Source organism: Xanthobacter sp. BG11Y11_SDJG (assembly GCF_057364445.1).
Window position 1 is genome coordinate 1 of the sequence record NZ_JBNFNU010000063.1, and the last position, 15,546, is coordinate 15,546.

Sequence of the window (15,546 nt, forward strand, 5' to 3'; positions counted from 1 at the left end):
GAAAGCGTTGGTGAACTCGTGAGACGTTGCGCCACCGCCACGTTGAAGCGCAGGCGCTCCACGTCATCCGCCACCTGGGCGGCAAGGCCATGGGCGGCGCGGCGCAGCGCCAAGGCCTGGTCGCCGAAGGCCTCGGGGCGGTTCGCCGCCGCCGGGGCGCCAAGCTCGATCGCCTCGTGCACTAGGCGCCAGATGCGCTGCACGAAGCGCCAGGCGCCCTCGATGCCGCCCTGCGTCCACTCGCTGTCGCGCTCGGGCGGGGTGTCGGAGAGCATGAACCAGCGGGCGCAGTCGACGCCATAGGTGTCCGCCACCGCCTCGGGGGCGACCACGTTGCGCTTCGACTTGGACATCTTCTCCGGCGGCGCCACGGCGACCGGGGTGCCGTCGTCGATCTTCACCGCCTTGCCGTTGCCGAGGACCTTCACCTCCTCGGGGAACAGCCACTTGCCGTCCTGGTCCTTGTAGGTCTCGTGGACGATCATGCCCTGGGTGAAGAGGCCGGCGAACGGCTCCTCCAGGTCCACGCGGCCGCAGGCCTTCAGCGCCCGGGTGAAGAAGCGCGAATAGAGCAGATGCAGGATGGCGTGCTCGATTCCGCCGATATACTGGTCCACCGGCAGCCAGTGGCCGACCGCCTGCTTGTCCAGCGGTCGCTCCGCGGTGTCCGACGCGTAGCGCAGGAAGTACCAGGACGAATCCACGAAGGTGTCCATGGTGTCGGTCTCGCGCCGCGCCGGCTTGCCGCACTTGGGGCACGGCACGTCGCGCCAGGCCTTGGCGCGGTCGAGCGGATTTCCGGGACGATCGAAGCTCACGTCCTCGGGCAGCAGCACCGGCAGGTCCGCGCGGGGCACGCCCACCGGGCCGCAGCTCTCGCAATGGATCACCGGGATCGGGCAGCCCCAATAGCGCTGGCGCGAGATGCCCCAGTCGCGCAGGCGGAAATTCACCTTGCGCGTGCCCTGCGGCTCGCCGCCGACGCGGAAGCGCTCCAGGCGCCGGGCCACCGCCTCCTTGGCGTCGGGCACGCTCATGCCGTCCAGGAAGCCGGAATTGATCAGGGTGCCGTCGCCGTCATAGGCCACGTCGGCGATCGCGAAGGCGCCCGCGTCGGTGTCCGGCGGCAGCACCACCGGGACCACCGGCAGGCCGTATTTGCGGGCGAAGTCGAGGTCGCGCTGGTCGTGCGCCGGGCAGCCGAAGATGGCGCCGGTGCCGTAGTCCATGAGCACGAAATTGGCCACGAACACCGGCACGGTGCGCTTGTCGTCCAGCGGGTGCACCACCTTGAGGCCGGTGTCGAAGCCCATCTTCTCCTGGGTCTCGATCTCCTCCGCCGAGGTGCCGCCCTTCTTGCATTCGGCCACGAAGGCGGCGAGCGCCGGGTTGTTCGCGGCGAGGCTCCGGGTCAGCGGATGGTCGGGCGAGAGCGCGAGGAAGGAGGCGCCATAGAGCGTGTCGGGGCGGGTGGTGTAGACCTTCACCGCGCCCGCGCCGGCCGGCGCCGCGCCGCGCGCGAACTCGAACAGCACCTCAAGGCCTTCCGAGCGGCCGATCCAGTTGCGCTGCATGAGGCGCACCTTGTCGGGCCAGCGCTCCAGCGTGTCGATGGCGTCGAGCAGCTCCTGGGCGAACTGGGTGATGCGGAAGAACCACTGGGAGAGTTTGCGCCGCTCCACCACCGCGCCGGAGCGCCAGCCGCGGCCGTCGATCACCTGCTCGTTGGCGAGCACGGTGTTGTCCACCGGGTCCCAATTGACCTCGCTCTCCTTGCGATAGGCGAGGCCATTGTCCAGGAAGTCGAGGAAGATGCGCTGCTGCTCGACATAGTAAGACGGGTCGCAGGTGGCGATCTCGCGGTCCCAGTCAAGCGAGAGGCCGAGCAGCTGGAGCTGCTCGCGCATGGTGGCGATGTTCTCGTAGGTCCACTCTTTGGGGTGGACGCCGCGCTCGATGGCGGCGTTCTCCGCCGGCAGGCCGAAGGCGTCCCAGCCCATGGGGTGCAGCACGTTGAAGCCGGCCATGCGCTTGTAGCGCGCCAGCACGTCGCCCATGACGTAGTTGCGCCCGTGGCCGATATGGATGCGCCCGGACGGGTAGGGGAACATCTCCAGCACGTAGAATTTCGGGCGCGGATCGTCGTTGCGCGTGCGGAAGACGCCGCGCTCCTTCCAGATCTTCTGCCAGCGGGGTTCCACCGCGCGGGCGTTGTAGCGGTCGCTGGCCCGCTCCTGTATCGGTTCTTGGCTCATCGCTCTTGTGCTGGGATCGAAACGCGGCGGCACTTGGGCAGAAACCGCCGCCGGGGTCAATGGCGAGAGCGCGCGCCGCGGCGTCCGGCGGGCCCCAGCTGCGTCGGGCGAGCGCGGCCCTTGCCTCGCGCCGCCCTATCGTCCATCAGAGGACGGCACTCAAAAGACACAGGGGTGGGGAAATGATGGCGGCGCGGCGGTGTGTCAGGTCTTGTCTCGGGCTTGCCGGCGCGGGCGTCCTTCTTCTCAGCAGTGCTTCGGGCGTCCTGGCGGCGGATGGTGCGCCGGCGCTGGACGGGGCGCATCTCTCCCCCCTGTGGGCGCTGCCGTTCGTGGGCATGCTGCTGTCCATCGCCCTGTTCCCGCTGCTGGCCGGGCATTTCTGGCACCATCATTACGGCAAGGTGGCGCTGTTCTGGGGCCTCGCCTTCGCCATTCCGTTCGCCTTGACCTACGGACCCTCGGCCACGGCGCATGAGGTGGTGCACACGGCGCTGCTGGAATACATCCCCTTCATCATCCTGCTGTTCGCGCTGTTCACCGTCTCGGGCGGCATCCTCGTCACCGGCAACCTGCACGGCAGCCCGGTGACCAACACGGCGCTGCTCGCCATCGGCACCGTGCTGGCCAGCGTCATCGGCACCACCGGCGCCTCCATGGTGCTGATCCGCCCGCTGCTGCGCGCCAATGACGAGCGGCGCTACAACGTGCACACGGTGGTGTTCTTCATCTTCCTGGTGTCGAACATCGGCGGCTCGCTCACCCCGCTCGGCGACCCGCCCTTGTTCCTGGGCTTCCTGAAGGGGGTGAACTTCTTCTGGACCACCACCCACCTGTTTCACGACACGATGGTGATGGCGCTGCTCCTGCTGAGCGCGTTCTTCCTGCTGGACATCTACTACTACCGCAAGGAAGAGGGCATGAAGCTCCGCCGCGACCCGACCCCCGACACCGAGGGGCTGGGCCTGCGCGGGGCGCAGAACCTGCCGCTGCTCGGCGGCGTCATCGGCGCGATCCTGCTCTCGGCGCTGTGGAAGCCCGGCATCAGCTTCAACATTTACGGCACCCATGTGGAGCTGCAGTGGATGGTGCGCGACGTGCTGCTGGTGGTGATCGCCCTGATCTCCCTCGCCATCACCCCGAAACTGGTGCGCGAGCGCAACGGCTTCGACTGGGAGCCGATCCGCGAGGTGGCGAAGCTGTTCGCCGCCATCTTCCTCACCATCATCCCGGTGATCGCCATCCTCAAGGCGGGCGAGCGCGGGGTCTTCTCGCCGCTGGTGGAGCTCGTGACTGGGCCGGACGGCCAGCCGGTGAACGTGTGGTACTTCTGGCTCACCGGTTCGCTGTCGGCCTTCCTCGACAACGCGCCCACCTATCTCGTCTTCTTCAACCTCGCCGGCGGCGATCCGCACCAGCTGATGGGGCCGCTGGCGGTGACGCTGGAGGCGATCTCGGCCGGCGCGGTGTTCATGGGCGCCATGACCTATATCGGCAACGCGCCGAACTTCATGGTGCTCTCCATCGCCAAGCACCGCGGCGTGAAGATGCCGAGCTTCTTCGGCTACATGGCGTGGTCGGTGGGTTTCCTGGTGCCGGGCTTCATCCTGCTGACCTTCCTGTACTTCCTGTAGGGGGCGGTCTCCCGGGCGCCGTCCTGCCCCGGCTTGTCCGGGGCATCCACCCAATCATCCGGCACGCTGCTCGGCAGGCCGGCGCCGCAGCCGGATGGGGAGCCCCCGGACAGCGGGGGATGCCGGGCCGAGAAAGCGGGCGAGCCCGGCGAAGGCCGATCGGGCCTATTCCCCGGCGAGGCGCAGCGGCCGGGCAGATCTCGGCCTCGCGTCGGCGCAAGGCGGCCTCGGCTTCGGCGATGTAGCCGCGCGTGAGCGGCACCGCGTCCTGGCGGCGGGCGAGCTGGATCTGGAACACGTTCAGCCCCTGGTAGCGGAACGCCATCTCGCTGGCGGCGAGATAGAATTCCCACATGCGGCAGAAGCGTTCGTCGGTGAGGCGCACCGCCTCCTCCCAGCGGGCGCGGAAGCGTTCGCGCCACGCCCTCAGCGTTTCCGCATAATGCAGGCGCAGCAGTTCCACGTCGGTGACGACGAGCCCGGCCCGCTCGATGTGCGGCAGCACCTCCGACAGGGCCGGGATGTAGCCGCCGGGGAAGATGTACTTGGCGATGAAGGGATTGGTGACGCCCGGCGGGTCAGACCGGCCGATGGCGTGGAGCAGCATCACCCCGTCGCTCTTCAGCAGCGCCTTCGCCTTCTGGAAGAAGGTGGCGAAGTGGTCCACGCCCACATGCTCGAACATGCCCACGGAGACGATGCGGTCGAACGTCTCCGGAACGTCGCGGTAGTCCTGCATGCGGAATTCGACCCGGTCCGCGAGGCCGCGCTCGCGCGCCCGGTTCTGCGCCATCTCCAGCTGCTCCCTGGAGAGGGTGACGCCCGTGACGCGGGCGCCCGTCATCTCGGCGAGATAGAGGCCGAGCCCACCCCAGCCGGAGCCGATGTCGAGCACGCTGAGGTTCGGGCGGTCGAGCACCAGCTTGGCGGCGATGTGGCGCTTCTTGGCGAGCTGGGCGTCGTCGAGCCGCTGCTCCGGCGTCTCGAAATAGGCGCAGGAATATTGCCGGTCGGCATCCAGGAAGAGCGAATAGAGCCGCCCGTCGATGTCGTAATGGTGGGCGACGTTGCGCTGCGAGCGTCCGCGCGGATTGAACTGGGCGATCCGCCGAAGAGCCCGCCGCAGCCGGTAGAGCGCTTGCGCCGGGAGCGTGGGATTGACCGCCTCGGGCTGCGACATCAGCAAATCGAGCAGGTCGGCAAGGGTGCCCTTCTCCAGCACCAGCGTGCCGTCCATATAGGCCTCGCCCAGGCGCAATTCGGGATCGAGGAGCACGCCGCGCTCGGCCGCGGGCGTGGTAAAGCGAACCGCCACGAGCGGCGGGCCGGCCGAGGCCTCGCCCACCACATAACGCCGGCCGGAGCGACGTGACCGCGAGTGCGCCGCGACGCACGACGCGGGCCAGAACATCCTTCAGCAACCGTTCCATCGGCCGCCTCCACCATGAGCGTCCTGTGACGCGTGCTGCCTCTCCTTCCCTCGCCCGGTGCCGGACCCACCCGCAGGCAGCCTTTGCCGACACGCATCCCGACCGCCCTGGTTCACTTCGGGCTCGCCCTCGCCATTTCATGACGTAACGTCAGGAAAGCGCTCACGATGTCCGGCCGCCGGGGTCGGCCGCAACGGGTGCAATGAAACCATCAACCCTCCCCGTCGGCAATATGTCGCACCCCTCCGGCCGCTGCGTTTTCGATCACACTTGCGGAGCCGATGAAAAAATGGGCCTGGGCGACGGTTCGGGCAGCGGGCGGTTGTGCCCTGAAAACGCGAACGGCGCCGCCGGCCTAGGCCGGGGCGCCGCTGCACACTCCCTGGTCGGCGCCGCGTCGGTGGACGCCGCGGCGAAGGGGCTCAGCCCTCCACTTCTTCCTCGGCCGCCAGCGTCGGCGGCGACCGCGGCGCGCTCGACGGCCAGCTCGGCCTCGATCTCGGCATCCTCGTCGCGGGCGGTGCGCACGTCCTCGCCCCGGGCCTGGCGCTCGGCCTCCTCGGGATTGCGCGCGACGTTCACCTTCACCGTGACCTCCACCTCGGGGTGGAGGGTGACGGGCACGGTGTGCAGGCCGAGCGTCTTGATGGGATGGTTCAGCACCACCTGCGCGCGGTCCACATGGAAGCCGGCCGCGGTGAGCCCGTCGGCGATGTCGCGGGTGGAGACCGAGCCGTAGAGCTGGCCGCTCTCGCCCGCCTGGCGGATCATGACGACGCTCTGGCCGCTGAGCTTCTCCGCCACGGCCTCGGCCTCCTGGCGGCGCTCCAGGTTGCGCGCCTCAAGCTCCACCTTCATGGCCTGGAAGCGGTCCTTGTTCGCCTTGGTGGCGCGCAGCGCCTTGCCGTTCGGCAGCAGGAAGTTGCGGGCGTAGCCGTCGCGCACCTTCACCACCTCGCCCATCTGGCCGAGCTTGGCGACGCGCTCGAGAAGAATGACGTCCATGTTCGTGTCTCCTTGAATCTTCGTCTGTCTTGGTTTGTCGGGTATCTTGGTTTGTCGGGTGTCGGGATGTTCGTTCAGCGATCGTTGGCGGCCGGCGGCCCCTTGGCGTTGGATACCCGGGCGCGCAGGTCGAACAGGGCATCGGCGAGGCCGAGGGCCGCCATGGCGATGAGCGGCCAGCCGAGCATGAGGCTCGTCGCCCAAACGCCGCTGAGCACCAGGATGCGCGCGCTGTGGCCGCGGGTGAGGGCATGGACCAGCGCGAAGCCGGCCAGCGCAAAAGCAAGGACCAGGGTCGCCGCCGCCACCGAGGCGGCGAGGCCCAGCATGGACGGCGCCAGGGTGAGCAGCAGGGCGGCCGCGAGCGCCAGAGGCGTGCCCCGCGGCAGGCGGAAGGCGGCAAGGTCGGGCCAGGGCCGCGTGAGCCGCTGGGACACCAGCGCGGCCTTGCCGGCGAGGTAGAGGCAGGCGAGCTGCGAGACCATGCTCAGCGCCCCCGCCATGGGCGGCAGCAGGCGGGCAAGCAGCGCCCCCATGGTCGCCGTGTCCGTGCCGCTGGCCAGCGCCGACTGCCCGCCTGGCCCACCAGCGCCTCGAAGGCGGAGATGACCGAGGCTCATAGGCCTCGAAGCTCCACGCTATGGAGAACAGCGCCACCAGCACTGCCAGGGTCGCGAGGCCCGCCGCCATGGCGATGAGCCCGCCCACCGGGAACCACAGCACGCCGTCGCGCGCCGCGGGCTCCTCGCGGGCAAGCAAAGCGGCATAAGAAAGGGCGAATGCGGGGCCACCCATACCCAGCGCGTAGGCGATCAGCAGCGGGTGCCCGAACACGAAGCCGAGGCTTCCCGCGGCAACGATGGCGGCACCGAGCGCGGCCCAGGGCGAAAAGGCGATGCCGGCGATCATCACCGGCAGGGGCGCCAGATAGAACAGCGGCACGGCCAGCAGCGATCCCGCCGCGACGCCTGCAGCGAGAAGGGCGGACGCGGCGCCCGCAGCAATGGCGATGACGATCAGCGGACCCATTGGACGAGCTGTCCCGCTTGAGGGCGGTTAGAGGCGGCGCGCGGCGGCCCCAACTGAAGCCCCGGGGTTCATTCCCCGCGGCCTGTCTTGTCTGTTTGAAAAGCGCCCCCGGCAGGCCCGGAGGCGCGCGATCCCCTCGGGGATCATGTCGATGCGGCGATCCTCAGCGGATCACGCCCCGGCTCGTGATCCTCAGCGGATCACGAAGGGCAGCAGGCCCAGGAAGCGGGCGCGCTTGACGGCGGCGGCCAGCTCGCGCTGCTTCTTGGCGGAAACCGCCGTGATGCGCGAGGGCACGATCTTGCCGCGTTCGGAGATGTAGCGCTGTAGGAGCCGCACGTCCTTGTAGTCGATCTTCGGCGCGTTCGGGCCGGAGAACGGGCAGGTCTTGCGACGACGGAAGAAGGGACGGCGCTGGCCGCCGCCGGCACCACCGGACTGAGCGAACGCCATCAGACTTCCTCCTCGCTCTGGGTCTCCTCGGAGGGACGCGGACGGCGCGGGCGATCCTCACGGCCGCCGAAGCCGCCCCGGTCGCCGCCGAAGCCGCCGCGATCACCACGCTCGCCGCGCTCGCCCCGCTCACCGCGGTCGTCGCGATCGCGCTTCTGGAGCATGGCGGAGGGGGTCTCCTCGTGCTCCTCGACGCGCAGGGTGAGGACGCGCAGCACGTCCTCGTCGATGCGCTGCTGGCGCTCCAGCTCCTGCACCGCCGCCGCGGGGGCGTCGATGTTCATGAGCGTGAAGTGGGCCTTGCGGTTCTTGTTGATGCGGTAGGTGAGGGACTTCACGCCCCAATACTCGGTCTTGCCGACCGAGCCGCCATTCGCCTCGATGACACCCTTGAACCGGGTGGTCAGTTCCTCGACCTGCTGCGCCGTCACGTCCTGGCGCGCGAGGAACACGTGCTCGTAGAGCGGCATGTGTTCACTGCCTTTCGTTTCAACTCTCCGCCCCACCGGCGCCAAGCCCTTCTTGCCTTTCGGAAAGGCGCGAAGCTCGGAAGGCGGGGACACGGGACGGCGGGCGGTCATGCCCTCCCTTTCTTTGGTCCAGGCATAGCCCAGGCAAAGAAAGAGCGTCCGTTCAGCCCCCGGCCGGTGCGACGGAAGCGGGGCGTATAGCAGGTTCTGCAGCGATAGCAAGGCTGGAAACCGCTACGCACGCTTGCGCGAGGGTTGGTCGGACAGGCGTGCCGGTGCCCCTGCCATGGCCGTGGCGTCGACCAAAGCGGATTGACGGCGTCATATCTCTGACTAAAGTCAGATATCATGCTGCCCGATCCCATCGCCCGCATCCGCCGCTTCAACCGCGTCGTCACCGCCGAGGTGGGCGCGCTCGACACCTCCTTCCTCGGGCGCGGGCGTCCGCTCGGCGCGGCGCGGGTGCTGAACGCCATCGGCCAGGGCTGCGGCGACGTGGGGCAGATCCGCGCCCGGCTCGGCCTCGATTCGGGCCTCATGAGCCGGCTCCTGCGCGGGCTGGAGGAGGAGGGGCTGGTGCAGACGTCGCCCGATCCGGACGACGCCCGCCGCCGCATCGCCCGGCTCACCGATGCCGGCCGGGAGGAGTTCGCCGCCTATGAGGCGCTCTCCAATGCGCAGGCCGGGTCGTTCCTCGCCCGCGCGGCGCGGACGGAGGCGCTGCTTGACGCCATGGACCTCGTCGCTTCCGCGCTCGGGCGGGCGCGCATCACCGTCGAGGAGGCGGACCCGCGCGGCGACGAGGCGCGCTGGTGCCTCGGCGAATACTATGCCGAACTCGGGCGCCGCTTTGCCTCCGGCTTCGACGTGGCGCGCTCGCGCGATCCGGAGGCCGAGGCGATGGTGCGCCCGCGCGGGGTGTTCCTGCTGGCAATGTCGGACGGCCTGCCGGTGGGCTGCGTCGGGCTGAAGGGGTCCGGTGGGCCGATTGCGGAGGTGAAGCGCCTGTGGATCGCACCCTCCGCGCGCGGGCTCGGCCTCGGCCGGCGCCTGATGGACGCGGTGGAAGAGGCGCCCGCGCTCTCGCCATCGCCACGCTGCGGCTCGACACCAACGGCGCGCTCGGCGAGGCGCTGGCGCTCTATCGCCGCAACGGCTGGCGCGAGATCGACCGCTTCAACGACGATCCCTATCCCGACCACTTCTTCGAGAAGCAGCTCTAGCACCGGGCTCCAGCATCTTTTCCTCGCCCCGATGAGAAGCCGGGGCGGGCGCCGGTTGGGCGCCCGCCCTCGTCTCACCCCGCCCTCGTCTCACTTGGCCGGCTTGTTCACCGGCGAGTTCGGGTCGAACAGATAGGCCACCACGTCCTTGATCTGCTTCTCGGTCAGCACCCCGTTATGGCCGAAGCGCGGCATGGAGGAGCAGGCGAACGCCGCCTGGGCATTGTAGACCTTGGCGTAGGCGGTCTTCACATCCTCGGCCGCATATTTGCGGTCGGCACCGTAATTGGTGAGCGAGGGCCCGAGCGTGCCGTAGCTCACTTCCTTGGGGTCCATCTGGTGGCAGGCATAGCAATTGCCGCCGCTCACCGTGCCGGGCGGGTCCGAGAACTGTCCGCCGCGGCCGTTTTGGGCCACCTTCGCGCCCTCCTTCCAGTCGCCCAGCAGCACCCCGTCCGCCGGGAAGACCACGGTCTTGGTCTCGCGGGCGAGGATGGCATCCGCCTGCGCGGCGGAGGGCTGATTGCGGGTCTGCGAACAGACCTGCATGGTCTCGTCCTGGGTGAGGCGCGCCGCCCAGCCTTCGGGCAACTTGGTGAAGCTCTCCTTCACCACCCGGTCTACGGTCGCCTGCGGCGCCGGCGGGATCTGCTGGGCGAAGGCGAGGGAGGGGACGATCAGGGCGGCGGCGATGACTGCTTTTTTCATGGTTTCCTCCCGCCTCAGCGCTTGATCGAGGGCACGTTGAGTTCGGCCCCGTTGGCTTGCTTGTTCAGGAACAGCGCCAGCGCGGTGACGGCTTCGGACGCATAGTCCGGCGCCGGCATGCGCATCTGGCGGTAGCAGTCCCACAGGCGGTGCTGCATGGTGCGCAGCGCGCTCTGGGAGACGCGGTAGGTGGGCCAGGAACTCATGGTCGCCTGCGCGTCCTTGCCGGGGATGTCGAGCTGCGGCAGGCCCTGGAGGCGGATGCGCTTGCCAGGCTCGGCATGGCAGGTCTGGCAGGAGAAGTCGTTGATGGACGAGCGCCGGAAGAACAGCGCCTCGCCGATGGCATAGGCCTCCTTCTCCTTCGGATCGTCGAGCACGACGTTGATCTTCATGCCGTTCGACTTGTTGGCGATGAAGGCCACGAGGTCCTGCATGTCCGAGCCCCGGCCGGGCCGGAAAAGGGCCGTGCCCTGAGGGGCTTGGTGTCGAGACCCTGGATCGTCTCCATGCACCACAGCAGGCGCTGCTCCAGGTCCATCACCTGGTCGGTGTCCTTGAAGTAGCGCGGCAACTGCACGAACGCGCCTTCGAGCTTGCCGGGGCCGACGCCGAGATCGCAGGTCTCCAGCGACACGTTCTTGGTGCCCCGCTTGGCCGACCACAGCTCCTCGCCCCGGTCCACCGCGAGGTAGCCCGGATTGGCCATGGGGTCGTTGATCATGGCGCGGTAGCGCTCGATCTCCTTCTCGCTGGCGTCCTCCTGGGCGGCCGCGACCAGCGGCGCGCCGAAGACGAGGGCGAGCGCGCACAGGAACTTGAGGGTTGTGGCTTTGCGTCGCATGTATCCTCCCGAAAGTTGGCGTTTCGCGGCGTCCGGCTCTCTTGCGTGGAGTCTCGGCCGTTCCTCGCATCGGTCGCGCGCGCTCCTGGCCGAAGCGCGGCGCCGAATGGAGCTACTTTACATTCAAAAAAATCGATATCACAATATGTGAAATTGATCGGCGAACCGCCGTTCCAAAAGGCCGCCAGGGCCGCCGATAAAAATTAGGAATTGCAGGCGCCGTCGCGGCGCGGCACCGAGGAGGAAACGGATGACGTTCAATGGCTTTGCCGCCCACCCGGCCGGCAGGCGCTCCAGTTGGCCGCCGGCGCCTTCGCGGCGCGCTCGCGCCGAACCTTGCGCTGGCCACCGAGGCGCAGGTCGCCGACGAGCTGAAGAAGCTGTTCGGCGGCAAGTCGATGGCCGAGGGCAAGGTCAAGCTGGACCTGCCCGAGATCGCCGAGAACGGCCTCGTCGTGCCGCTCAACCTTGAGGTCGAGAGCCGGATGACGGACGCCGACCACGTGAAGGCGGTGCACGTCTTCGCCGACGGCAATCCGCTGCCCCAGGTCGTCACCTATCACTTCACGCCGGCCTCCGGCCGCGCCTCCGCCTCCACCCGCATGCGCCTCGCCCAGACGCAGAACGTGATCGCGGTGGCCGAGATGTCGGACGGCAAGCTCTACAGCGCCAAGGCGCAGGTGAAGGTGACCATCGGCGGCTGCGGCGGCTGACGCGCGGCGACCGGCAACGAAACTCAAGGAAGGAAACGCACCATGGCCATCACCTCCAAGCCCCGCGTGCGCGTGCCCGCCCAGGCCAAGGCCGGCGAGATCATCGAGATCAAGACCCTCATCTCCCACGAGATGGAGAGCGGCCAGCGCAAGGATTCGTCCGGCAAGACCGTGCCGCGCGACATCATCAGCACCTTCGAGGCGGCGTTCAACGGCAAGCCGTTCTTCAAGGCGGACTGGTTTCCGGCGATCTCGGCGAACCCGTTCCAGTCGTTCTTCTTCAAGGCGACCGAGAGCGGCGAGTTCACCTTCACCTGGAAGGACGACGGCGGCTCCGAGCAGAAGGCGACCGCCAAGCTGACCGTCGGCTGAGGCCGGCTGACCCGAGACACCGGCCGCGGCCCGTCCCATGCGGACGGGCACGCCCCCGCAGCACGCCGCGAGGCGTGAACGGGAAGCCGTGCGCGGCGCGCCCCGGTCCCGGCCGCGCCGCAGCGAACGCCCCCTTTTGAACGCAGGACGCACATGATCTCCAGGCGCGATTTCCTCATTGCCGGCACGGCGCTCGCGGGCCTGTTCGCGGGCCAGCCGGGTGCGCTCGCCCAGGCGGCGCGCGGGCAGAGCCTCACGCAGGGCGACCTGCTGAAGTTCGGCGCGCCGGGCACGGTGACGCTGCTCCACATCACCGATATCCACGCTCAATTGGTGCCGATCTATTTCCGCGAGCCCTCGGTCAATCTCGGGGTGGGCGAGGCGCGCGGCCTGCCGCCCCATCTCACCGACCAGGCGTTCCTGGACTATTTCAAGCTTCCGGCCGGCGGCCGCGACGCCTATGCGCTGACCAGCCTGGATTTCCAGAACCTCGCCAAAACGTACGGTCGCATGGGCGGCATGGACCGCATGGCGACCCTCATCAAGGCGATCCGCGCCGAGCGCGGCGACGACAAGGTGCTGCTGCTCGACGGCGGCGACGGCATGCAGGGCTCGTGGACCTCGCTCAAGACAAAGGGCGAGGACATGGTGAGGGTGTTCTCCGCCCTCAAGACCGACGCCATGGTCGGGCACTGGGAATTCACCTACGGCGCCGACCGGGTCACCGAGATCAAGGAAAAGGCGCCGTTCGCCTTCCTGGCGCAGAACGTGCGCTCGGTGGAGTGGCAGGAGCCGGTGTTCGAGGCGCGGAAGACCTTCGAGAAGGGCGGCGCCAAGGTGGCGGTGATCGGCCAGGCCTTCCCGCGCACGCCCATCTCCAACCCGCGCTGGATGATCCCGGACTGGGAGTTCGGCATCCGCGAGGAGGAGATGCAGAAGCAGGTGGACGCCGCCCGCGCCGACGGCGCCGACGTGGTGGTGGTGCTGTCCCACAACGGCTTCGACGTGGACCGCAAGATGGCGTCCCGGGTCAAGGGCATCGATGCCATCTTCACCGCCCACACCCACGACGCCATGCCGGCGGTGGTGCAGGTGGGCCAGACGCTGCTGGTGGCCACCGGCTCCCACGGCAAGTTCCTCTCGCGCCTCGATCTCGACGTGAAGGACAGGAAGGTCACCGGCTTCCGCTTCCAGCTCATCCCGGTGTTCTCGGACGTGATCGCGCCCGATCCGGAGATGGCGAAGCTGGTCGCCGACATCCGCGCGCCCTATGCCAAGGACATCGACCGGGTGCTGGGGCAGGCGGGCAGCCTGCTCTACCGCCGCGGCAACTTTAACGGCACGCTCGACGACATGATCTGCGACGCCATGATGGCGGAGCGGGACGCGGAGATCGCGCTCTCCCCCGGCTTCCGCTGGGGCGCCACCCTGCTGCCGGGCGATCCCATCACCTTCGAGCAGGTGGCCAACGCCACCGCCATCACCTATCCCGCCTGCTACCGCATGACCATGACCGGCAAGCAGCTCAAGGACGTGCTGGAGGACGTGGCGGACAACATCTTCCACCCCGATCCCTATTTCCAGGGCGGCGGCGACATGGTCCGCGTCGGCGGCGTCGGCTATGCGATCGATGTGGGCAAGGAGATCGGCTCGCGCATCTCCGACATGGTGTTCCTGAAGACCGGCAAGGCGCTGGAGGCGGACAAGTCCTACACCGTCGCCGGCTGGGCCAGCGTGAACCAGAACGTGGAAGGCCCGCCGATCTGGGAGATCGTCGAGCGCTACGTCTCCGCCAAGAAGACCATCGACATCAAGCCCAATGCGTCGGTGAAGGTCACCGGGGCGTGAGCGGGAGGAAGGCCGTTTCGCTTTCCGTCCAACATATGCATACTTGCGAATGAAAGAATATCTAAGGGAGGACGCCATGTCCCAGATCCATGAACCCGGAAAGGGGCGCGGCAGGGAAAAGGGGGACGCATCCCTCAGCCGCCGCCGCTTCCTCTCCGCGGCCGGCCTCGGCGCCGGCGTAGCGGCCGCCGCCCCGCTGTCCGCGGTCGCGGCGCGGGCCGCAACGCCGGACCCCAACATCGTGCCCGTCCCCGACTGGACGAAGGTGCTCGGCGTCGGGGTGAACAACCATCCCTACGGCGTCCCCTCCAAGTTCGAGAAGGACGTGGTGCGGCGCGAGGTGGAATGGCTCACCGCGAGCCGCGAGAGCTCGGTGAGCTTCACGCCTCTCTACGCGCTCGACGGCGTCATCACGCCCAACGGCCTGTGCTTCGTGCGCCACCACGGCGGCGAGGCGGAGATCGACCCGGACAAATACCGCTTCATGATCCACGGCCTCGTGGACAAGCCGCTGGTGTTCACGCTCGACGATATCAAGCGCATGCCCGGCCGGGTGAACCGCGCCTACTTCCTGGAATGCGCCGCCAATTCCGGCATGGAGTGGCGCGGAGCCCAGCTCAATGGCTGTCAGTTCACCCACGGCATGATCCACAACGTGTTCTATACCGGCGTGCCGCTGCGCGCGTTCCTGGACGCGGCGGGGGTGAAGACCTCGGCCAAGTGGGTGCTCGCCGAGGGGGCCGACGCCTCGGTGATGACCCGCTCCATCCCGCTCCACAAGGCGCTCGACGACTGCCTCGTCGCCTTCGCCATGAACGGCGAAGCGCTGCGGCCCGAGCAGGGCTATCCGGTGCGGCTCGTGGTGCCGGGCTGGGAAGGCAATATGTGGGTGAAGTGGCTGCGCCGCATCGAGGTGGGCGACCAGCCGTGGGCGCAGCGCGAGGAGACCGCCAAGTATACCGACCTGCTCGCCGACGGGCGCTCGCGCCGCTACACCTTCGTCATGGACGCGAAGTCCGTGGTGACGAGCCCGAGCCCGCAGGCGCCGCTGAGGCACAAGGGTCCGAACGTCGTCTCCGGCATCGCCTGGTCGGGCCGCGGCACCATCAAGCGGGTGGACGTCTCGCTCGACGGCGGGCGCAACTGGACCACCGCGCGCATTGAGGGGCCGGCCCTGCCCATGGCCATGACGCGCTTCTATCTCGACTTCGACTGGGACGGGCGCGAACTCATGGTGCAGTCCCGCGCCATGGACGAGACCGGCTACGTGCAGCCCACCAAGGCCGAGCTGCGCAAGGTGCGCGGCGAGAACTCGATCTACCACAACAACGGCATCCAGACCTGGCTGGTGCATGGCAACGGGGAGACGGAAAATGTGGAAGTCGGCTGAGGCGCTCGCCGTCGCCATCGTCATGGCCGGCGCGCTCGCCGTGGCCGTGCTTCCCTCCCGCGCGGAGCTCGCGCCCGCCGCCCAGAAAGGCGAGGTGGGCAAGGCCGCGCAGGCCAAGGCCGAGAAGGGCAAGGCGCAGCAGGCGGTGACGACGCGCGCGCCTGCCGCCGGG

General features: G+C 68.7%; 12 protein-coding genes and 3 pseudogenes. 7 read left to right on the forward strand and 8 right to left on the reverse strand.

The genetic code is table 11. The features are described from left to right. Nucleotides 1–2,255, reverse strand: a 2,255-nt coding sequence (gene leuS / locus AC2W7M_RS08170; RefSeq protein WP_486131537.1) for a leucine--tRNA ligase, incomplete at its 3' end; no start/stop codon positions are given. Between the two features lie 182 nt (nt 2,256–2,437). Here leuS and AC2W7M_RS08175 point away from each other — a divergent pair. Then, nucleotides 2,438–3,889, forward strand: a complete 1,452-nt coding sequence (locus AC2W7M_RS08175) for a sodium:proton antiporter (protein ID WP_486131539.1) — start codon at nt 2,438–2,440, stop codon at nt 3,887–3,889. Here the strand turns inward: AC2W7M_RS08175 and AC2W7M_RS08180 are convergent. The 5 genes and pseudogenes from AC2W7M_RS08180 to rpsF form a co-directional block, all read right to left on the reverse strand. After that, nucleotides 3,858–5,300: a cyclopropane fatty acid synthase gene (locus tag AC2W7M_RS08180; protein ID WP_486131541.1), complete on the reverse strand. Its 1,443-nt coding sequence runs from the start codon at nt 5,298–5,300 to the stop codon at nt 3,858–3,860. The genes AC2W7M_RS08175 and AC2W7M_RS08180 overlap by 32 nt on opposite strands. A 466-nt stretch (nt 5,301–5,766) precedes the next feature. Then, a pseudogene (rplI, locus tag AC2W7M_RS08185) lies at nt 5,767–6,324 on the reverse strand (50S ribosomal protein L9); the annotation flags it as partial. A gap of 74 nt (nt 6,325–6,398) precedes the next feature. Then, nucleotides 6,399–6,860, reverse strand: a complete 462-nt coding sequence (locus AC2W7M_RS08190; RefSeq protein WP_486131543.1) for a hypothetical protein — start codon at nt 6,858–6,860, stop codon at nt 6,399–6,401. Between the two features lie 685 nt (nt 6,861–7,545). Next, nucleotides 7,546–7,806, reverse strand: a complete 261-nt coding sequence (gene rpsR / locus AC2W7M_RS08195) for a 30S ribosomal protein S18 (RefSeq protein WP_121625260.1) — start codon at nt 7,804–7,806, stop codon at nt 7,546–7,548. After that, nucleotides 7,806–8,276, reverse strand: coding sequence for a 30S ribosomal protein S6 (gene rpsF, locus AC2W7M_RS08200; RefSeq protein ID WP_486131545.1), 471 nt, complete (start codon nt 8,274–8,276; stop codon nt 7,806–7,808). The genes rpsR and rpsF overlap by 1 nt, the downstream gene beginning before the upstream one ends. 348 nt (nt 8,277–8,624) lie before the next feature. Between rpsF and AC2W7M_RS08205 the strand changes: the two are divergent. After that, nucleotides 8,625–9,499 (forward strand): annotated as a pseudogene (locus AC2W7M_RS08205) (bifunctional helix-turn-helix transcriptional regulator/GNAT family N-acetyltransferase). Nucleotides 9,500–9,589: 90 nt separating this feature from the next. Here the strand turns inward: AC2W7M_RS08205 and soxX are convergent. Further along, on the reverse strand, nt 9,590–10,207 hold the full coding sequence (soxX, locus tag AC2W7M_RS08210; protein WP_486131547.1) for a sulfur oxidation c-type cytochrome SoxX: 618 nt from the start codon (nt 10,205–10,207) through the stop codon (nt 9,590–9,592). A 14-nt stretch (nt 10,208–10,221) separates the two neighbouring features. Then, nucleotides 10,222–11,051 (reverse strand): annotated as a pseudogene (soxA, locus tag AC2W7M_RS08215) (sulfur oxidation c-type cytochrome SoxA). A gap of 260 nt (nt 11,052–11,311) precedes the next feature. Here soxA and soxY point away from each other — a divergent pair. From soxY to AC2W7M_RS08240, 5 genes are all read left to right on the forward strand, one after another. After that, nucleotides 11,312–11,764, forward strand: coding sequence for a thiosulfate oxidation carrier protein SoxY (soxY, locus tag AC2W7M_RS08220; RefSeq protein WP_486131549.1), 453 nt, complete (start codon nt 11,312–11,314; stop codon nt 11,762–11,764). 42 nt (nt 11,765–11,806) lie between these two features. Further along, the gene (soxZ, locus tag AC2W7M_RS08225; RefSeq protein WP_486131551.1) at nt 11,807–12,136 is read left to right on the forward strand and encodes a thiosulfate oxidation carrier complex protein SoxZ; all 330 of its coding nucleotides are present in this window, start codon (nt 11,807–11,809) and stop codon (nt 12,134–12,136) included. A 153-nt stretch (nt 12,137–12,289) separates the two neighbouring features. Further along, the gene (soxB, locus tag AC2W7M_RS08230; protein ID WP_486131552.1) at nt 12,290–13,984 is read left to right on the forward strand and encodes a thiosulfohydrolase SoxB; all 1,695 of its coding nucleotides are present in this window, start codon (nt 12,290–12,292) and stop codon (nt 13,982–13,984) included. A gap of 76 nt (nt 13,985–14,060) precedes the next feature. Beyond that, nucleotides 14,061–15,374 carry a sulfite dehydrogenase gene (gene soxC, locus AC2W7M_RS08235; protein ID WP_486131554.1) on the forward strand — a complete coding sequence of 438 codons (1,314 nt, stop codon included), beginning with the start codon at nt 14,061–14,063 and terminating at the stop codon, nt 15,372–15,374. Next, nucleotides 15,358–15,546 (forward strand): hypothetical protein (locus tag AC2W7M_RS08240; protein WP_486131556.1); only part of this gene is annotated, 189 nt, incomplete at its 3' end. The genes soxC and AC2W7M_RS08240, both read left to right, overlap by 17 nt.

Bases quoted from the DNA above. Each gene is read 5' to 3' on its own strand.
- AC2W7M_RS08175 (WP_486131539.1), top strand. From the start codon at position 2,438: ATGATGGCGGCGCGGCGGTGTGTCAGGTCTTGTCTCGGGCTTGCCGGC.
- AC2W7M_RS08180 (WP_486131541.1), bottom strand. From the start codon at position 5,300: ATGTTCTGGCCCGCGTCGTGCGTCGCGGCGCACTCGCGGTCACGTCGC.
- AC2W7M_RS08190 (WP_486131543.1), bottom strand. From the start codon at position 6,860: ATGGGGGCGCTGCTTGCCCGCCTGCTGCCGCCCATGGCGGGGGCGCTG.
- rpsR (WP_121625260.1), bottom strand. From the start codon at position 7,806: ATGGCGTTCGCTCAGTCCGGTGGTGCCGGCGGCGGCCAGCGCCGTCCC.
- rpsF (WP_486131545.1), bottom strand. From the start codon at position 8,276: ATGCCGCTCTACGAGCACGTGTTCCTCGCGCGCCAGGACGTGACGGCG.
- soxX (WP_486131547.1), bottom strand. From the start codon at position 10,207: ATGAAAAAAGCAGTCATCGCCGCCGCCCTGATCGTCCCCTCCCTCGCC.
- soxY (WP_486131549.1), top strand. From the start codon at position 11,312: ATGGCTTTGCCGCCCACCCGGCCGGCAGGCGCTCCAGTTGGCCGCCGG.
- soxZ (WP_486131551.1), top strand. From the start codon at position 11,807: ATGGCCATCACCTCCAAGCCCCGCGTGCGCGTGCCCGCCCAGGCCAAG.
- soxB (WP_486131552.1), top strand. From the start codon at position 12,290: ATGATCTCCAGGCGCGATTTCCTCATTGCCGGCACGGCGCTCGCGGGC.
- soxC (WP_486131554.1), top strand. From the start codon at position 14,061: ATGTCCCAGATCCATGAACCCGGAAAGGGGCGCGGCAGGGAAAAGGGG.